We start from the raw sequence: 17,417 nt of genomic DNA on the forward strand, positions 1-17,417 counted from the left end.
GGAGAGACCACTACTCAATCAGCCGGAGTGAATCCATGTCCGAGTCGGTGTGGCGAGACGGCCCGCCCTACGGCCACCTAGCGCAGGAGTTGCTCGCGGGACGCTGGCGGCGGCTGTTCGCCGGTGTCTGCGACGCCGTCCTCCTGGGCGTGCTCACCCGGCCTCTCCTGGCGCGGGCCGGCGTCTTCGAGCCGATGGACCCGGCGAAGGACTTCGCCGATTTCGTTTTCCACCTGGACTGGCGCTGGCTGATCGCCGGGGCGTTCGTGTGGTACGCCTACCACTGGCTGCTGGTCGGCTACTGGAACGGCCAGACCGTCGGCAAGAAGGCGTTCGGCATCCGCGTGGTGCGCGAGAACGGCGCCCGGCTCACCCCCGCCATGGCGGCGGGACGCGCGCTGATGACCGGCTTCTTCGCCGCGCTGGGCCTGACCGTGATCGACCTCCTCTGGATCGTCCTGACCCACCGTAGGCACGCGCTGCACGACCTGGCCGCCAACACGGTCGTCATGATCGACTAATCCAGGAAGTCCAGGACGGCGGGACCCGCGACCTCGCGGAACTCCTCGAAGTAGGCGTGCCTGGCGCCGGGGATGAGACGGAGCGTCGCGCCGGGGATGCGGCCCGCGAGCAGGGGCGCGTTGGCCGCCGGATTGAAGACGTCGTCCGTGCCGTGCAAGATCAGCGTGGGCGCGGTGATGCCGGGCAGCGCGTCCCAGGCGTCGTGCCCCGCGCTGGCGGCCAGGTGCCGCCGCCGGGCGAAGGCGGGCATGCCGGGATCGCCGAGGGTGGTGTACGGGCCGGGGTGGGTGGCCAGCCAGGCCGGGGTGTACATCAGCTCCAGCAGCGCCCGCCGCGCCGCCTGCCGGTCGGGCTGGGCCAGCGACCTCTTCACCGTGTTGTCCCGTTCGAGGCCGTGCGGGCCGCCGGGCGAGGTGCAGCCGAGGATCAGCGACCCCACCCGGTGCGGGTGGTCGGCCGCCAGCCACTGGGCCACGCGCCCGCCCATCGAGGTGCCGTACACGTGGGCCCGGTCGGCGCCCAGGTCGTCGAGGACGGCGACCACGTCGGCCGCGAAGCCGCGGGTGGTGTAGGGGACGTCGGGCTTGTCGCTGTCCCCGGTGCCGCGGTAGTCGAGGGTGACGGTGGTGTGGCGGTCCTCGAAGTCGTCCCTGACGCCGTCCCACCAGTGGTGGTCGTTGGCCTGCCCGGCCAGCAGGACGAGGGGCTCGCCCCGGCCGCGGATCTGGTAGGAGACGGCGACGCCGTCCCCGGTGACGGCTACCGGCATGATCGTGTGTCGAAGCGGCGGGCCAGGTCCAGCAGGAACCCGGCGCCGACGAGCAGCCCGACGGAGACGGTGATCACGCTCGACCAGCCGCCCGTCTCCCACCGGTAGGCGGCCAGCGAGCCGAAGATCGAGCTGCCCGCGTAGTAGGCCAGCAGGTACAGCCCCGCGGCCTGGCCCACGCCGACGCCGACCCGGTGGGCGCGGTCGGAGACCCAGCCGCTGACCACGGAGTGCGTACCGAGGAAGGCGAAGGTCACCAGGGCCAGTCCGATCACGATGGCGGGGAGTTGGGGTGCGGCGGTGAGCAGCGTACCGGTCACCAGGAGCGCGACACCGAGCAGGGCGGCCAGGCCGAGCCCGCGCCGCAGCGCCAGCCGCCCGGCGGCCAGCGGCCCCGGCACGCCCACCGGGTAGGCCAGGAACACCAGCGCGCCCGCGCCGCCCAGCAGATAGGGCGCCGCCTCGAGGCGGAAGGTCAGCGCGTTGCACAGCCCGACGAACGCCCCCATCGTCGCCGCGCCGACCAGGCACAGCGCCACCAGGGACGGGTCCCGCAGGGTGAGCGCGGTGTTGCGCAGCAGGTCGCCCAGCCGCGGGCTGGAGCGTTCGAAGTGCCGCGACGGCGGCAGCAGGACCCACAGGCCGATGGCGCAGAGCAGCGTGACGACCCCCACGACGGCGCTGGCACCGCTCCAGCCCCACACCGCCTGGACCGGGCCGGGCAGCAACCGCCCCGCCGCCCCGCCGAGGGCCGTGCCGGTGATGTAGGTGGCGTTGGCCCGTACGTGGGATCCGTCGGGCATCTCCTCACGCAGGTAGGCGAGCGCCACGGCGGGCAGCCCGGCCAGCGCGACGCCCTGCAGCCCGCGCAGGACCAGCAGCGCGTGCCAGGTGGGCGCGAACGCGGTGGCGATGCCCAGGACCGCGCAGCCGGTCAGCGACCACCGCATGATCACCACCCGGCCCACCACGTCGGAGATCGGGCCGACGAACAGCAGCGCGACCGCCATCGTGATCGTGGCCAGCGACAGCACCGCCGTCGACTCCGCGGCGGAGACCCCGAAGTGGTCGGCGACGCCGGGCAGCAACGGCTGGACGTAGTAGAGCGCCAGGAAGTTGGCCAGGCCGCCGAACATCAGCCCGTACCTGATCCGGAGGGAGGCGCGATCCCCTGACACGCGAGTCGAGAGCACCCGTCGAGCGTGCCCGCTCAGCGCTGATGCGCAAAATGCATAATTTGCCGAAGCTGATGCGAAAGGGGCATCATCGCAGGATGGAGCTGCAGACCCTGCGCTGGTTTCTGACGCTGTGTGACACGGAGAACATGCGCGACACCGCGGCGATGGAGGGGATCAACCAGTCCACGCTGTCGCGGGCGCTCGCCCGGCTGGAGGCCGACCTGGGGGTCGAGCTGTTCCACCGGCACGGGCGCCGGCTCGCGCTCAACCGGTTCGGCCTGCTGTTCCGCGAGCACGCCGCCCGCGCCGTGGACGAGCTGCAGGGCGCGCGCCGCCGCATCGACGCCCTCACCAACCCGGACACCGGCCTGATCCGGCTGGGCTTCCTGCACTCGGTGGGCCGCTGGCTGGTGCCGGAGATCCTGCGCGACCTGCGGGCGGGCACGCCCGGCATCCGCTTCGAGCTGCACCAGGGCTTCGCCAGGGAGCTGTTCACCTGGCTGGCCCAGGGCGACATCGACGCCGCCCTGGTCACCCCGCCGCCGGAAGGCAACCCCGCGCGCTGGCACCCGCTACGTGAGCAGCGGCTCTGTCTCGCCCTGCCCGTCGAGCACCCGCTCGCCGCCGTCCCGGGGCTGACGCTCGCCGACGTACGCGACGAGCCGTTCGTCGCCTTCGCCCCGACGACGGACCTGCGCCGGGTGATCGACCGGCTGTGCGAGGAGGCCGGGTTCGAGCCGGTCATCGCCTTCGAGAGCGAGGAGATCGCCACCGTACGCGGCCTCATCGGCGCCGGGCTCGGCGTGGGCGTCCTGCCGCTGCCCGCCTCGCTGGAACACGACGACCCCACCTACCGTCCGCTCGTCCCGGCCCAGCACCGCCCCATCGGCCTGGCCTGGAACCCGCTGCCTGCCCCGACCGCGGCTACGGCCCTGTTCGTCGACCACGTGACGGCCGGCTGACACCAGGCACGGCCCGCTGAGAGGCGCGGCTTACTGCGAGGCGCTCTTGACGGCGAGCGGCTCGGCGGGGGCCTCGGCCTTGGCGGCTGCCATGCGTTCGCCGAGCTCCTGCAGCTCCTTGCGCCCCATCGCGGCGCGGACCTGCGGGAACCAGTCCTTCTCCTCCTCCTCGACGTGGTGCCGGACGTTCTCGATCAGCACCGTGACCTTCGCTTTGAAGTGCTCGTCCTTCGGGTCGAGGTCCTTGAGCTCGGACAGCAGCCAGACCACCACGTGGTGCTCCTCGACGCTCTCCAGCACGTGATCGCTGGTCTCCGGCACCTTGGCGCGGGCGGCCGGGTAGAAGTACTCCTCCTCGATGTAGGCGTGCGTGACCAGTTCCTTGGTGATCTGGTCCACGAGGCGGCGCTTCTCGGTGTAGGCCCGCTCTCCGGCCTGCTCGAACTTCTTGAACAGCCCTTCGACCGTCTTGTGGTCGTCCTTCAGCAGCACGATGGCGTCCATCGGGTCTCCTTCCCTCCGTCGTCCGGCTGCTGGCGTCTGCCCGGGGCCGATCGGCTAAAACCGCACGTCGTGGACAGTAAGAGGGAATGGCAAGAACCGCGCTGGTCATCATCGACATGCTGAATCCGTACGAGCACGACGACGCCGAACCCCTGTGCCGCAACGTAGCGAAGATCATCGAACCGATGGCGAAGCTGGTGGCGCGGGCGCGTACCCGCGACGAGGTCGAGCTGGTGTACGTCAACGACAACTACGGCGACTTCACCCGAGATCGGCGCGAGATCGAGGCCCAGGCCCTCAACGGCCGCCGCCCGGACCTGGTGGAGCCGATCCTGCCGCCGCCGGACTGTGCGTTCCTGCCCAAGGTCCGCCACAGCGCCTTCTACGGCACCTCGCTGGAGTACCTGCTGGGCCGCACCGAGGTCGACACCGTCGTCCTGGCCGGCCAGGTGACCGAGCAGTGCGTGCTCTACAGCGCCCTGGACGCCTACGTACGGCACTACGCCCTGACGGTGCCGCCCGACTGCGTGGCCGCCATCCACCAAGACCTCGGCGAGGCGGCCCTGCGCATGATGGAGCGCAACATGTCCGCCCGCCTCGCCCTCTCGGCCGAGTGCCTGGACCGGTGAGCCTCACTCCTCCGGCGGCGGAGGGTGGCGGAAGGCGGCCTGGACGCCCGCCTGGAAGCGGGTGTGGGCGCCGAGCCTGCTCATCAGGTTCGCGATGCGCCGCTCGGCCGTACGGTAGCCGACGCCGAGCTGCCGGGCGATGGCCTCGTCGGTCAGTCCGGCCACCAGGAGCGCGATCAGCCGCTCGTCGTCGTCCGCGGCGGCGCGCGCTCGCGCGGTCGGGGCCGCGCCGGGCGCCGGAGGCCGCAGGCGCAGCGGCAGCGCCCGCTGCCACAGCCCTTCGAACAGCCGGCTCAGCGCCTCCAGCAGCCCGGACGGGTGGACCACCAGGGCGGCGTCGGCGTCGGGGTCGTCCGGGTGGTGCCGTAGCAGGAGCAGGGCGAAGCGGTCGTCCATGAGGTAGAGCTTCATGGGCAGGCTGGGCAGCACCCGCGCCTGCTGGCCCGCCCCGACCATCGTCTCGATCTGACGCAGCGCCCCGATCCGGTCGACGAACCCCCGCTCGTAGATCATGCGGCTCGTGACGCCCCGCTCCAGCAGCTCGCGCTGGGCCGCCACGCTGCCCGGCGGGTCGAAGTAGGGCGGCTTGGACAAGCAGCGCAGCTGGTGCCAGGCGGCCCGCTGGATCTGGGCGTGCCGCTGCTGGACCGCCCGCTGCCCGGTCACGACCTCGACGACCGCCGGCGGCGTCTCCCCGGCCGCCCGGCGGCGCTGGAAGGCCTGATCGAGCTCGCCCGCGCGCTCGCGGGCGCGCAGCAGCTCCCGCTCCGCGGTGACCAGGAGCACGTCGAGCGCGGCCTCCGGGGCGACGGCGGCGTAGTGGGCGCCGGATCGGGTGACCAGCCCCTTGGCCTCCAGCGCGGCGAGCACGGCGGGCAGTTGGTCGGCGCGGAGCCCGGCCGGCGCGCCCAACGACGCGATCCGGGCGGTGGTGGCCGGTGAGCCGTCGATGAGCAGCTCGTACACCGCCTCCTCGTCCGGGGTGAGCCCGGCCGCGCCGAGCGCGCCCGCGCCCTCCCTGTCATTCCGGCTCATCGTGTACGCCCTTCTCATCGGCCAGCCAGCCGCGCAGGACGGCCTGGTAGCCCGCCTGGAAGCGGGTCTGGGCGTCCAGCTGGATCATCATGGCGTGCACGTGCCGGCGTACCGTGCGGTCGCTCCAGCCGAGATGGGCCGCGATGGCCTTGTCCGTCTGGCCGGCCACCAGCCGGGCCAGCAGGTCGCGCTGCGCGTCGGTCGGGCTCCTGGTCTCCGGCAGCCGGGCGCGGCCATGGCTGACGTGCAGGGGCACGGCGCGCTCCCAGTACATCTCGAACAGCGCCGTCAGGGCATCGAGCAGCGTCGAGTCGTACACGACCAGGGCCGACTCGACCATCTGCAGATCATGCCGGAGCGGTACGAGGGCCATGGGGTAGTCGCTGAGCACCAGCTTCATCGGCACGTCGCCGACGCGCACCTGCTCACCCGCGGCGATGTAGTCCACGATGGTCTTCAGCGTGCCGCGCATCTCGATGGCCCGCCGGTCGTAGACCACCCGGTAGTCCACGCCGCGGCTCAGCAGGTCGAACTCCTGGGTGTTGCCGCCCACCACGCCCGCGTACGGGGGCGCGTCGAACATCCGGATCTCCCGCCGGGTGCCGCGCTGCAACTGCTCGAACCGGCGCAGCACCGCCTCCCGCCCGATCACCACCTCCACAAGCCCGCCCGACTCCTGGGCCGGCGTGGTGAGGTGATAGCGGGTGGACAGCTGGGCCACCCGCAGCCGGGCGTCGGCCAGGGCGCGGGCCCGCTCGCGGATGAGCGCGTCCAGCCCCATCTCCGGCGGTACGACGACGAACCGGGGCGGGTCCTCGGGCAGGCGGGCGATCAGCCCCAGCTCCTCCAGCCCGACGGCCAGGCCGGGAGTGCCGGCGAGCTCGTCCAGCTCTTCGAGTGTGACGGGGGAGTGCTCGACCAGAGCCTCGTAGAGAGCCTGTTCCGCCGCTGACAGGCCGAGGATGCGCAGCATCCCAACATGATCACCCAAAACCCCGGTCCCCGGCCGTCCTTTTCCCGTCATTGGCGGGAAAAGGACGACGAGTCATCTTCTCAGGATATTTCTTGACATGTCATGGTTCGGGAGAGTCGATCACGCCTGCTATCCCGCGAGGAGAACCATGACTCGTCCACGATGGCGCAACCCGTCCATCGGGCTTTTAGCGCTGGGGCTGGTGCTGTCGACCGGTATGGCCGTAGAGCCGCCGGCCACGGCCACCCCCGCACCCGCCCTTTCCGGCCAGACCGCCGCCGCCGTCGAGTCGTCCGGAACGCCGGCCAAGGACGCGCCGAAGATCACGCTGATCACCGGTGACGTGGTCGCCTACGACACCGGCCCCGGCGGTACCCCGCGCTACCAGGTCACCCCCGCCAAGCGGCCCGACGGCGCCCCGGTGAACTTCATCTCCGTCCGCGATCGGGACTCCTACTACGTCTTCCCTTCCGACGTGATGGACCTGGTGTCGTCGGGCCGCATGGACAAGGGCCTGTTCGACGTCGCGTACATGGCCAAGAACGGCTACACCGACAAGGAGAGCGCCGGCCTGCCGCTGATCGTCCAGTACGGTCAGGCCAAGCAGGCGGCCAACACGCTGTCGGCGCAGGCCGACGCCCTGCCCGCCACCTCCGCGCCACGCGGGCTGCCCAGCGTGGGCGGCGCGGCGATCCGGGTGGACAAGCAGGCGGTCCAGCAGTTCTGGAGCGCCGTCGATCCTCCCGCGAGCGACAAGGACGCCACGGCCAAGCTCGACCGAGGCGTCTCGGCCATCTGGCTCGACCGCAAGGTGCAGGCCGTACTCGACAAGAGCGTGCCGCAGATCGGCGCGCCCGAGGCGTGGGCCGCCGGGCTGAAGGGCGAGGGCGTCAAGGTCGCGGTCCTCGACACCGGCATCGACCTCGGCCACCCCGACCTCGCCGGCCGCGTCGTGGCGAGCGCGAACTTCACCGCCGAGGCGGACATCCAGGACGGCCACGGGCACGGCACCCACGTCGCCTCCACGATCGCGGGCAACGGCGCCGCCTCCGACGGCAAGTACACCGGCGTCGCGCCCAAGGCGTCGCTGCTCGTCGGCAAGGTCATCGACAAGAGCGGCAACGGGTTCGAGTCGGACATCATGGCCGGCATGGAGTGGGCGGTCGGCCAGCAGGCCAGAGTGATCAGCATGAGCCTCGGCGGCTGCTGCTACACCGGGCCCGACCCGATGAGCCAGGCGGTCGAGAACCTCAGCGCCCAGTCGAAGTCGCTGTTCGTCATCGCGGCGGGCAACGACTACCTCAACCGGAAGATCGCCTCGCCCGGCTCGGCACCGTCGGCGCTGACCGTCGCCGCGGTGGACGGGTCGGAGAAGCTCGCCGAGTTCTCCAGCAAGGGCCCGGTGCTGGCCGACTACAGCCTCAAGCCGGACATCGCCGCCCCCGGCGTCGGCATCGTGGCCGCGCGCGCCGCGGGCACCACGATGGGCACGCCCGTGAACGACCGCTACACCGGCGCGTCGGGCACCTCGATGGCCACCCCGCACGTCGCGGGCGCGGCCGCGCTCCTGGCCCAGAAGCACCCCGACTGGACCGGCGCCCAGCTCAAGAACGCGCTCACCAGCACCGCCCGCGACGACGGCTACGGCTCGTACGAGCAGGGCGCGGGCCGGGTGGACGTGGCGCGCGCCGTGAAGCAGGCGGTCACCGCCTCGGGCGGCATCGACTTCGGCCTCATGGCCTACCCCCACACCGCTCCCGTCACCAAGACGCTCACCTACACCAACGACGGCGACCAGCCGGTGACGCTGACGCTCAAGACCGGGCTCAAGGCCCACAAGGGCACCGCGCCCGCGCGTACGCTCACCCTGGACCACGACACGGTCACCGTCCCCGCGCACGGCACCGCGCCCGTCGCCGTCACCTTCGACCCGTCGGGACCGGATACCTGGTACGAGGGCTTCGTGCACGCCACCGACGCCGGCGGCGTGAGCGTCAATACCGCCGTCGGCGCGTTCGTGGAGCCCAAGAAGGTCACCATCAAGACCCGGATGGTGCTGCCCGACGGCGCGACCGACGTGCAGGACATCCCCTGGGCGATCATGCGCACCGACGACCGCGACGACCTCGACGTCGAGTGGTACCCCGGCAGCGGCACCGAGACCGAGACGCGAGTGTACGCGGGCACCTACAGCGCGAACTCCGGCATCAGCTGGCGTGGCAGCGACGGGCAGTGGAACATCGGCCTGCCGTCGCAGCCGGAGTTCGAGGCCACCAAGGACACCACGATCACCCTCGACATGCGCAAGGCCCGCCAGGTCACCCAGAAGACCCCGGACCCCACGGAGGTCTACAACTCGCAGTACGCCTCCGAGCGTGAGGCGGCCAACGGCGTCGGGTCCGTCCGCTTCGAGTCCGCCTCCCCCACCTACGGGCTGCACAACTACTGGCTGCTGCCCACCCGCTCGATCACCCAGGGCACCTTCGACGTCGCGGGACAGATCCTGCGCGGCGCCCCCGTGATCAGCATGAAGGCCGACAAGCTCACCCTGAGTCCCCGCTACCAGAGCTTGGCGGAGGACGTTCCCAAGCTGACCGGCCGCAGCACGCTCACCCTGGTGTCCGGGGGTCGCGGCCAGGCCGCCGACCTCGCCGGCGCCGGTGTACGCGGCAAGCTCGTCCTGCTCGACCTGTCCGACCTGTGCCCGGCCACCGGCTGCACGGGCGACGCGCTCGACCGGGTCAAGGCCGCGGCCGACGCCGGCGCCGCCGGGGTGCTCGGCTACGGGGCGGTCAACCGGCCCTTCCTCGACCTGGCGAAGTACTGGCCGATCTACCCGATCCCGACCATGAGCCTGCCCGCCGGCGAAGGCCGCGCGCTGGCCGCGCTGCTCGCCAGGCGGCCGGTGAGCATCCAGGCCGAGGGCGTCACCGCCACGCCGTACATCTACTCGCTGCTCCTCCACGAGCGCCTGCGCGTCCCGGCCAAGCTCGACTACGAGGTCGGCAGGCGCAACCTGTACGAGATCAAGAACCGTCTGCACGCCGACCGGCCCGCCCACGCCTCCATCATCTGGTCGGCGACCGTGGTGACCCACCCCGGCTGGCTGCTCGGTCCGCGGTTCGGCTCCTCCTGGCCCGCGCAGAGCACCGTGACCGAGTATGTCGGGCCGGTCTCGCGGGACGTGTCGTGGACCCGCGAGACCCAGCTGACCTACCCCGAAGGCAACGCCTCCGGCCAGAGCTCCGGAATGTGGGCGACCGCCGTGGACGTCTACCCGACGGCCGGGGGGAAGACCGAGGAGTGGGGCGCCCAGCCGCGCGTTCCCGGCAACCCGGTGTTCTCCGACCTGACCCGCTCCGCCGGGAACACCACGTGCTTCCCCTGCCGCAACGGCGACACCTTCTTGGCGGCCCTGCCGATCCTGGGCCCGGAGCCGAACCACCAGGAGGCGTTCACCTGGAACGCGCGCTTCTACGAGGAGCGCGGCGGCAAGGACGAGCTGCATCTCTACCGTGACGGCCAGGAGATCCCCATGGTCGAATCGGGCACCAGCGGCCCGGTCCTGATCCAGATGCCGAGGTACGAGCTGCCGGAGGGCGAGGCCCGCTATCGCCTCACCGACAAGTTCCACACCCCGCAGCCGCTGCAGAAGTACGCCACCGACGTGGCGACGGAGTGGACGTTCAAGTCCAAGCGCCCGACCGGCGGGCTGCAGACGCCCAGCGACGGTCTGTGCGTCGGCTGGTTCTTCGCCAGCACCCTCGCCCCGTGCGAGCCGGTCCGCCGGCTCAACCTCCGCTACGACCTCGACCTCGACCTCGACAACACGACCCCGGCGGCCAGGCCGCACAAGATCACGATCACCGGCTACCAGGGCTCCTACGACGTGCCCGACGCACGCCTCGGCAGCCTGAAGCTCTGGGTCACCTACGACGACGGCGCCCACTGGAAGCCCGTCACCACCGCCAAGAAGAACGCCACCTCCTACACCGCGACCATCGCCCATCCCGCCCTGTCGGCCACCAACGGCACCGTCGGCATCCGCGCCCAGGGCGTGGACGCCGAGGGCAACACCGTCGACCAGACGATCACCCGGGCCTACGGCCTGAAGTAACGCGAAAACGGATCGGCACGCCCCGGGCGTGCCGATCCGTTCCGCTTTATTCGCTCTGCTGGTTGTACAGGCCGTCCATGGCCTGGAGAAGCGGCGCGGGGTACGAACCCGACCCCGCGTCACTCCGCTGCCCGCCCCACGACGCCTGCCACGCGCCGGTCGAGGTGGTCCGCATCGCGGTGTGACTCAGCGTCCCGCCGTCCGCGTTCTTGTCATAGACCGCCCAATGATGGGCAGTGCGCTTGTTGGTCGCCGAATCGACGCCGACCGTGTCGTCATGACTTGAGGCGAGGAAGGTGTAGTCCGTGCCCATCTGGGAGAGTGGCTGCTTCGACAGCCAGCTCAGGAAGCCGCTGCCCGGGCGCATGTCGCTGCACTGCTCGTGGGTGATGGCGCACGCGGTCACCAGCGCGCTGCCGATGCCCAGGTGCGGCGTGGAGAGTGTGACCATGTCCTCGATGTACAGGTACGGGGGCCAGCCGCTGGGCCACCCGGCCGCGCCGATGTTGTTCAGATCGACATTCAGCCCGCTCAGATCGGGTGGCGTCCTGCCCACGCCGTACCTGTTGACGCCCTCGATCGCGGCCTTGGCGACCAGGCCGCCCATGGAGTGCGCCACGACGTCGATCGCCGTGTCATGGCTGGAGTAGAAGTAGTACACGGTCCACGCGAACTGGCGGCCGATCTCCTGGATGCGGGAGTCGGTGGTGCCCTGATATCTGATGTCGCAGTTGGTGGCCTTGTTGTAGTAGCCGAACGTGCGGACCTCGCCCCAGCCGTTGGCGTTCAGCAGGTTCTTGGCGTCCTTCCAGCTGCTGGCGCAGTTGGTGTCGGCCTCACGGTCGAAGCCGTGGACCAGGAGGGTGACCCGCTGCCCGTCCTCGCGCGCGGGCGCGGCGGAGGCGGCCGGTGCGGTGGCGATGAGGGCGGCCGCGACCAGGACCCCGACCAGGGGCAGGGATAAGCCGGATCTGACTAGTCTGTGCATCCACGCGCTCCGTTTCCGTGAGGTCGGAAGCACGGTAAAGCGCGGGCGATCATCCGCGAATCGGTCGGCGCGCGGCGCCTCGCCGGTCATGCGGGCTCGCGACTAAGTAGCCGCGGTCACTCACCTAGGTCGAGGTCGCCGAGCTGGGCTCGGGCAGCCACACCGAGCTTGGGAAACGCTTTGTACAAATGATGTCCCACCGTACGCGGGCTGAGGAACAGCCGCGCGCCGATCTGCCGATTGGAAAGCCCCGTCGCCGCCAGCCGTACCACCTGACGCTCTTGCGGCGTCAGCCGGTCGAGCAGGCCGCCGCTCCTGGACACGGCCGCCTCGCCGGCCGCCTCCAGCTCGCCGTGGGCGCGGCGGGCCCACGGCGCGGCGCCGAGCGCGTCGAACGCCTCGAAGGCGGCGCGCAGCCGCCGCCGCGCGTCCGAACGGCGGTGCGCGCGCCTGAGCCACTCGCCGTACAGCAGCTCGTTGCGCGCCTGCTGGAACGGCTGGTCAGCGGGTACGGCCACGGCCCGCGCGAAGTGCCTGCCCGCCTCGTCACCCTCGGCCAGCAGCCCCCTGAGCCGGGCGGCGACCGCGTTCGCCCACGGGCGCTCCACGGCGGCCGCCCAGCCCGCGAACCTGGCCGCCGCCCCCTCCGCCAGATCCGCCCGCCCGGCGCGGACCGCCGCCTCGACCAGGTCGGGCGCCGCGCAGAGCGCGACCACGGGATGGCGGTGCCCCGCCGCCTGGAGATGGTCGAGAGCGGCCCCGGCCCTGCCTTGGCCCAGCTGGGACAGACCGAGCGCCCAGGCGGCGAGCGCCCTGGTGGCCTCGACGTCGCCGTCCGCCTTCGCGGCCAGCTCCAGACAGCGCTCCTCTGCACCGCCGACCGCGGCCAGCCAGGCCAGCAGCCCGTGCACGTGCCCGGCCCGATGGGCCTGGTGGATGTCGGAGGCGACGGTCAGCGCCTCGGACGCGGCGGCCGACGCCTCGCGGTGCCTGCCGCGCAGCATCTGGGCCTGCGCGAGCAGCGCCAGCGCCTGGGGGAGCAGGCCGATCAGGCCGCGCTCGCGGCAGCGCGCGACCAGCGACTCGGCCAGCCCGTGGGCCGTGACCTCGTCGCCCGAGACGATGCTCAGGGAGGCGGCGAGGGGCAGCAGGTCGGGGGAGTCGCGCGCTAGCTGGGCGGCCGCGCGGATGGGGGAGAGGTCGACCACGGCCTGGCCCTCCACGAGCCGCGCCATGACCGCCATTCCGGCGGCGAGCACCCCGGGCCTTTGGGGTAGCGGCTGCGGCCCTTCCGGCTGCGGCGGTTGCGGCCCTTTTGGGAGCGGCAGTGCGAGTGCGCCGAGTCGGTGGTCGGCGTCGTGGGCGAGCTCGGGGTCGGCGGCGAAGGAGGCGTAATGGATCGCCTCGGCCAGCATGCGGGCCGCGAGCGCGGGGTCGGCGGTCCGTACGTGCTCCGCGCCCTCGGCCAGGATCCGGCCCGCCGCGCTCGGCGAGCCCTGCTCCACCTCCACGCAGGCACGTACCTGGGCCAGGCAGGCGAGCTCGGCCGGGGTCGTAGCGAGTGTCGTGGTGAGCGGCGCCGCCCGGTCGGCCAGCCCGGCGGCCCGCTTCAGCTGACCCGCCTGGACCGACAGCTCCGCCGCCGCGATCAGCCTGCGCGCCGTGCGGGCGGTGCCGGCGGTGAGATCGGCGGCCCGCTCGTACGCCACGGACGCGGCGGCCGTGCCCTGCCGGTCGCGCGCCCGTAAGGCGGCGCGCTCCAGTTCCCCGGCGACCCTCTCGTCAGGGCCGGTCGCGGCGGCGGCCCGATGCCAGGCCCGCCGATCGGCCCGCGCCTGGCCGTCGAGCGATTCGGCCGCCCGATCGTCCAGGAGCGGCGTCATCCGGCCGTCCAGGGGTCTGCCCATGGGGTCGCCCAGACACCTGCCCGTCTGGTCGCTCAGCGACTCCGCCAGCGCCAGGTGGGCCGCGACCCGGCGGAAGTACGGCGCGCCACGGTAGGCAGCGCTCCTGATCAGCGGGTGCCGGAACGACAGCCCGGCCGCCGAGAGCTCGATCAGCTCCTCGCGTTCGGCCAGCGCCAGGTCCGCGACCGTCGCGCCGAGACGGGCGGCGGCCCGCAGGATCAGGTCCAGATCCCCGGTGTCGTCAGCCGCCGCGACGAGCAGCGCCGCCCTGGCCGGCTCGGGGAAGCGGTCGATGTAAGCCTCGAACGTGGTCCGCACCCGGTCCGACAGCGGTCCCGACTCGCCCGCGAACGGCAGCGGGCTCAACCGGCCCGCCCGCTGCTCAGGGGTAAGTACGGCGGCGAACTCGATCAGCGCCAGCGGGTTACCCGCCGCCTCGTCGAGGACCCGGCGCCGCACCTGCGGCGCCAGATCGCGAGCCCGATCGGCCAGAAACTCCGCGGCCACCGCCGCCTCCAGCCTGCCCAGCCGCAGCTCGGGCACCCCGTGGGTGGCCAGCGCCTCCAGGCGCGACGGTGTCACTCGGGGCGTGGCCTCTCGGTGCTGCGAGATCATTCCGGGCGTGGCCATCGCTCCACGGCGCGGGGTGGCCGCGCCGTCCCGGAGGGCGAACAGCATGACCACGCCCTCGGCGTCGAGCCGCCTGGCCGCGAACAGCAGCGCGTCGGCGGAGGCGTCGTCGAGCCACTGCGCGTCGTCGACCAGGCACAGGATCGGGCCGTCGCCCGCCAGATCGGACAGCAGCGTGAGCGCGGCCAGTCCGACGAGGAACCGGTCGGCCACCTCGGCGGGCGCCGCCCCGATCGCACCGCGCAACGCCGCCGCCTGGCCGGGCGGCAACCGCTCGGCATACCCGAGCACCGGCCGCAGGAGCAGATGGAGAGCGGCGAACGGCAGCTCGGTCTCCGACTCCACCCCCAGCGTGCGGAGCACCGGCCAGCCGGCGGCCCGCCCGGCGGCGTAGCCGAGGAGCGCCGACTTGCCGATGCCGGTCTCGCCCTTGACGACGACCGCGCCGCTGCGTCCGGCTCGGGCGGCGGCGAGCAGCGCGTCGATCTCAGCCTGCTCGGCGCCGCGTCCGTACAACATCTGGCCTCCCGACGATCATGTCAGGGAGTCAGTATGAAACCTCGACAAGCCAGGAAGGAGTAAGACGGAGGCGTCATCGCGGACGTTATCCGCAGTTGTCCCACTTCGCACGGCCCCCGCTGGCGACGGCCGGGTCGTGGCCGAGCGGCTTGATCGTGCCCCAGAACTTCACGCACCTGCCCTGAGCCCAGTACTTCACCGGCCCCGCGTAGGACTTGAAGTTGCCGCGGTCGGAACGCACGATCGGGCTCTGCTTCGTGTCCTTGATCGGCTTGGCCATGATCGTGAGCTCGGCGGTGACCGGGGTCTTCGTGCCGACGAAGCTCGACTTGATGGTGACCACGCAGTTGTAGCCGTTGCCGCGGTTGTAGAGCAGGTAGACCGTGCCGTACCGGCGGCCGCTCGAGGTCTTGACCGGCTGCGTGCCGCCGGTGATGCGCGCGTAACCGGAGCCGCAGATGCTCTCCGGGCTGGCGGCCGCGGCGGCATTCGCCGGGCTCGCTATGACACCGCTGAGGCAGAGTGCCGCCGTAAAGATTGCCGCCTTTGTCGGCATTCTCACCTGATTGTCCCTTCATAGGCCGCTTTACTAATGATCTCGACAAGCATGCCCGAAACTTGGTTATCGGTCCAGGCTCTAGCGATTAACGGTGGGTGTCGGCCCATGCGCGGGTGTGATGTCAGCGCGGCTCAGTCGCCTTGCCGTTCGTGGGCTGCCTGGGCGGCGAGGATGGCGCTCGCGTGATCCCGGATCCAGTCGGACAGCGCCTGGAGGGGCTCGGTGATCCCCTGGCCGAGGTCGGTCAGCGCGTAGCTGACCTGCGGCGGAGTGGAGGGCGTGACGGTGCGCAGGACGAAGCCGTCGCGAACCAGCGTGCGCAACGTCTGGGAGAGCATCTTCTCGCTGATCCCTTCGATCTTGGCGCGTAGCTCGTAGAACCGCAGCGGCCGCTCGCGCATCGCCGTCAGGACCAGCACTCCCCAGCGGCTGGTCACATGATCGAGCACCATGCGCGCCGGGCAGTCTCTGTGAAAAGCGTCACTCACCGGCCACTCCATACCTCTGCGATCTGAAGGCCGACCCGGCAGTTAGGGACGAACTCCAAGGTACGTACTTACTCAAGGAAAGCCCAAAACCTATCGTCAGCCCCGATACCCAGGCAACGGAGGCATGACATGCAACGCATCGCCCTCATCACCGGCGCCGGCCGCGGCATCGGGGCCGCGACCGCCCTCGAACTGGGCCGGCGCGGGTTCCACGTGATCGTCAACTATCACCGCGACGCGGCGGCGGCCGCCTCGGTGGCGGCGGAGATCGCGGCGAGCGGCGGCAGCGCGCAGGCCGTTCAGGCGGACGTGTGCGACCCCGGCCAGGTGGCCGACCTGGTGGCCGCCTGCGAGCGGGTCGACGCGCTCGTCTGCAACGCCAACATCAGCCCGCCCTTCGCGCCGCTGACCGAGCTGTCCTGGCCGGACTTCTCGGGCAAGGTCATCGGGGAGCTGTCAGCCGTCTTCCACATCACCCGGCAGGCCCTCGACCTCATGCGGAAGCAGGGCGAGGGCCGGATCGTCTACGTCTCCAGCCTCAGCGCCGACCTGGTACGCCCCGGCGCCATCGCGCACGCGACCGCCAAGGCCGCGCTCAACACCTTCGCGCAGCACGTCGCCGCCGAAGCCGGCGGGTGGGGGATCGCCGTCAACACCGTGGCCCCCGCCGGCGTACGTACCGAGGGCAGCGCGGCCATGCGCACCCCTCAGACGGAAGCGGCGCTGGCCCGCCGCTCGGTCCTGGGCCGGATGCTCGACCCGTGGGATGTGGCCGCGGTGATCGGTTCGGTCATCGACGGCGGCTTCGGCGCTGTGGTGGGTGCCCACATCCCCGTGGACGCCGGCTACCGCGTCCTGCCCGGCTGAGGACAGGACGCGGTAAGGGCGTCACCTCTCGAACGCGACCGCCCGGCCCTGTCGCAGTCGGCCTTGTGACTGCCTGGCCCGTCGCAGTCGGCCTTGTGACCGGCCGGCCCGTTACAGCCGGCCGCTCTCGATGGCCTCCTTCAGTGCCACCTGGGTCTGCTGGTGGGAGGAGACGCCGTTGGTCACGGTGAAGTCGATGAGCAGGACGTTCGCCTCGAACGTGAGGTGCTCGGTCACCCGGGTCCGGCCGCCGCCCAGGTCGGTGAAGTCGATCCGCTGGTGGGTGACGACGTTGGGCATGGTCCAGGTGTCGGTCGTGTAGAAGTACTCCGCCGCGTGGACGCGCTGCTGGGCGTGCGTGTTGACGGTGACGGGCACCCCGTCGGTGACCGGGACGTCCTCGACGGCCGTGAAGTTGACGTAGCGCAGCCCGTCCTGGATGTAGTCGGCGTGGGTGGCGACGCGCTTCAGGAAGGGGTGCAGGCCGATGTGGTGGTTGATGTCGGAGTACGCCGCGAAGACGTGGTCAAGGGGGGCGTCGATGTCGATCGGGAGGTCACGGGTGACCGCGGTCCGGCCGTCCAGGGGGAGAGGGCCGGTCAGGTGCTCGTAGAACCGGTAGGTGTCCCAGGCGAGCTGCCACTGGGTGGCGAGCACCGGGTCGCTGTCGGCGGGGGCGGGGGTGCCGGTCAGGACGAGGGTCACGATGAGCAGCGGGGTGGTTAACAGGCGCAGAAGTCTCGACACGGTTACCTCATGGAGCTGAGTTC

15 protein-coding genes are annotated in these 17,417 nt (G+C 71.6%); 5 read left to right on the forward strand and 10 right to left on the reverse strand.

The annotated features are described in order from the left end of the window. Nucleotides 1-35: 35 nt before the first annotated feature. On the forward strand, nucleotides 36-521 hold the full coding sequence (locus AB0C30_RS33165; protein WP_357952046.1) for an RDD family protein: 486 nt from the start codon (nucleotides 36-38) through the stop codon (nucleotides 519-521). Here the strand turns inward: AB0C30_RS33165 and AB0C30_RS33170 are convergent. Further along, on the reverse strand, nucleotides 518-1,291 hold the full coding sequence (locus tag AB0C30_RS33170) for an alpha/beta fold hydrolase (protein WP_357952048.1): 774 nt from the start codon (nucleotides 1,289-1,291) through the stop codon (nucleotides 518-520). The genes AB0C30_RS33165 and AB0C30_RS33170 overlap by 4 nt on opposite strands. Further along, entirely contained in the window at nucleotides 1,282-2,484 is a 1,203-nt protein-coding gene (locus tag AB0C30_RS33175; RefSeq protein WP_357952050.1) for an MFS transporter, read from the reverse strand. The genes AB0C30_RS33170 and AB0C30_RS33175 overlap by 10 nt, the downstream gene beginning before the upstream one ends. A gap of 80 nt (nucleotides 2,485-2,564) precedes the next feature. Here AB0C30_RS33175 and AB0C30_RS33180 point away from each other — a divergent pair, with 80 nt between their 5' ends. Continuing rightward, nucleotides 2,565-3,431 carry a LysR family transcriptional regulator gene (locus AB0C30_RS33180; RefSeq protein WP_357952052.1) on the forward strand — a complete coding sequence of 289 codons (867 nt, stop codon included), beginning with the start codon at nucleotides 2,565-2,567 and terminating at the stop codon, nucleotides 3,429-3,431. A 30-nt stretch (nucleotides 3,432-3,461) separates the two neighbouring features. Here the strand turns inward: AB0C30_RS33180 and AB0C30_RS33185 are convergent, their stop codons facing one another. After that, nucleotides 3,462-3,935 carry a hemerythrin domain-containing protein gene (locus AB0C30_RS33185; protein ID WP_357952054.1) on the reverse strand — a complete coding sequence of 158 codons (474 nt, stop codon included), beginning with the start codon at nucleotides 3,933-3,935 and terminating at the stop codon, nucleotides 3,462-3,464. Between the two features lie 86 nt (nucleotides 3,936-4,021). Between AB0C30_RS33185 and AB0C30_RS33190 the strand changes: the two genes are divergently transcribed. Continuing rightward, nucleotides 4,022-4,564, forward strand: a complete 543-nt coding sequence (locus tag AB0C30_RS33190; RefSeq protein ID WP_357952056.1) for an isochorismatase family cysteine hydrolase — start codon at nucleotides 4,022-4,024, stop codon at nucleotides 4,562-4,564. A gap of 3 nt (nucleotides 4,565-4,567) precedes the next feature. Here AB0C30_RS33190 and AB0C30_RS33195 read toward each other — a convergent pair whose 3' ends face one another. Further along, nucleotides 4,568-5,599 (reverse strand): LuxR C-terminal-related transcriptional regulator, encoded by a 1,032-nt coding sequence (locus tag AB0C30_RS33195; protein WP_357952058.1) that lies wholly within the window; start codon nucleotides 5,597-5,599, stop codon nucleotides 4,568-4,570. Further along, nucleotides 5,586-6,572 (reverse strand): LuxR C-terminal-related transcriptional regulator, encoded by a 987-nt coding sequence (locus AB0C30_RS33200; protein WP_357952060.1) that lies wholly within the window; start codon nucleotides 6,570-6,572, stop codon nucleotides 5,586-5,588. The genes AB0C30_RS33195 and AB0C30_RS33200 overlap by 14 nt, the downstream gene beginning before the upstream one ends. Nucleotides 6,573-6,720: 148 nt before the next feature. Between AB0C30_RS33200 and AB0C30_RS33205 the strand changes: the two genes are divergently transcribed. Further along, nucleotides 6,721-10,689, forward strand: coding sequence for a S8 family serine peptidase (locus tag AB0C30_RS33205; RefSeq protein ID WP_357952061.1), 3,969 nt, complete (start codon nucleotides 6,721-6,723; stop codon nucleotides 10,687-10,689). Nucleotides 10,690-10,735: 46 nt separating this feature from the next. On the opposite strand, the gene AB0C30_RS33210 is transcribed toward AB0C30_RS33205, so the two are convergent. The 4 genes from AB0C30_RS33210 to AB0C30_RS33225 all read right to left on the reverse strand — a co-directional run bounded on the left by AB0C30_RS33210 (nucleotide 10,736) and on the right by AB0C30_RS33225 (nucleotide 15,780). After that, nucleotides 10,736-11,677: a hypothetical protein gene (locus AB0C30_RS33210; protein WP_357952062.1), complete on the reverse strand. Its 942-nt coding sequence runs from the start codon at nucleotides 11,675-11,677 to the stop codon at nucleotides 10,736-10,738. 116 nt (nucleotides 11,678-11,793) lie between these two features. Continuing rightward, a complete protein-coding gene (locus AB0C30_RS33215) occupies nucleotides 11,794-14,733 on the reverse strand; it encodes an AAA family ATPase (RefSeq protein ID WP_357952063.1) in 2,940 nt (979 codons plus the stop codon). 85 nt (nucleotides 14,734-14,818) lie between these two features. Next, nucleotides 14,819-15,295 carry a hypothetical protein gene (locus tag AB0C30_RS33220; protein ID WP_357952064.1) on the reverse strand — a complete coding sequence of 159 codons (477 nt, stop codon included), beginning with the start codon at nucleotides 15,293-15,295 and terminating at the stop codon, nucleotides 14,819-14,821. Nucleotides 15,296-15,423: 128 nt separating this feature from the next. Then, on the reverse strand, nucleotides 15,424-15,780 hold the full coding sequence (locus AB0C30_RS33225) for a helix-turn-helix domain-containing protein (protein WP_357952065.1): 357 nt from the start codon (nucleotides 15,778-15,780) through the stop codon (nucleotides 15,424-15,426). A 129-nt stretch (nucleotides 15,781-15,909) separates the two neighbouring features. Between AB0C30_RS33225 and AB0C30_RS33230 the strand changes: the two genes are divergently transcribed. Next, on the forward strand, nucleotides 15,910-16,647 hold the full coding sequence (locus tag AB0C30_RS33230) for an SDR family NAD(P)-dependent oxidoreductase (RefSeq protein WP_357952066.1): 738 nt from the start codon (nucleotides 15,910-15,912) through the stop codon (nucleotides 16,645-16,647). A gap of 111 nt (nucleotides 16,648-16,758) precedes the next feature. On the opposite strand, the gene AB0C30_RS33235 is transcribed toward AB0C30_RS33230, so the two are convergent. Then, nucleotides 16,759-17,394 (reverse strand): SRPBCC family protein, encoded by a 636-nt coding sequence (locus AB0C30_RS33235; RefSeq protein WP_357952067.1) that lies wholly within the window; start codon nucleotides 17,392-17,394, stop codon nucleotides 16,759-16,761. Nucleotides 17,395-17,417: the final 23 nt, after the last annotated feature.

Source organism: Nonomuraea sp. NPDC048901, from assembly GCF_040649695.1.
Classification (GTDB): Bacteria; Actinomycetota; Actinomycetes; order Streptosporangiales; family Streptosporangiaceae; genus Nonomuraea.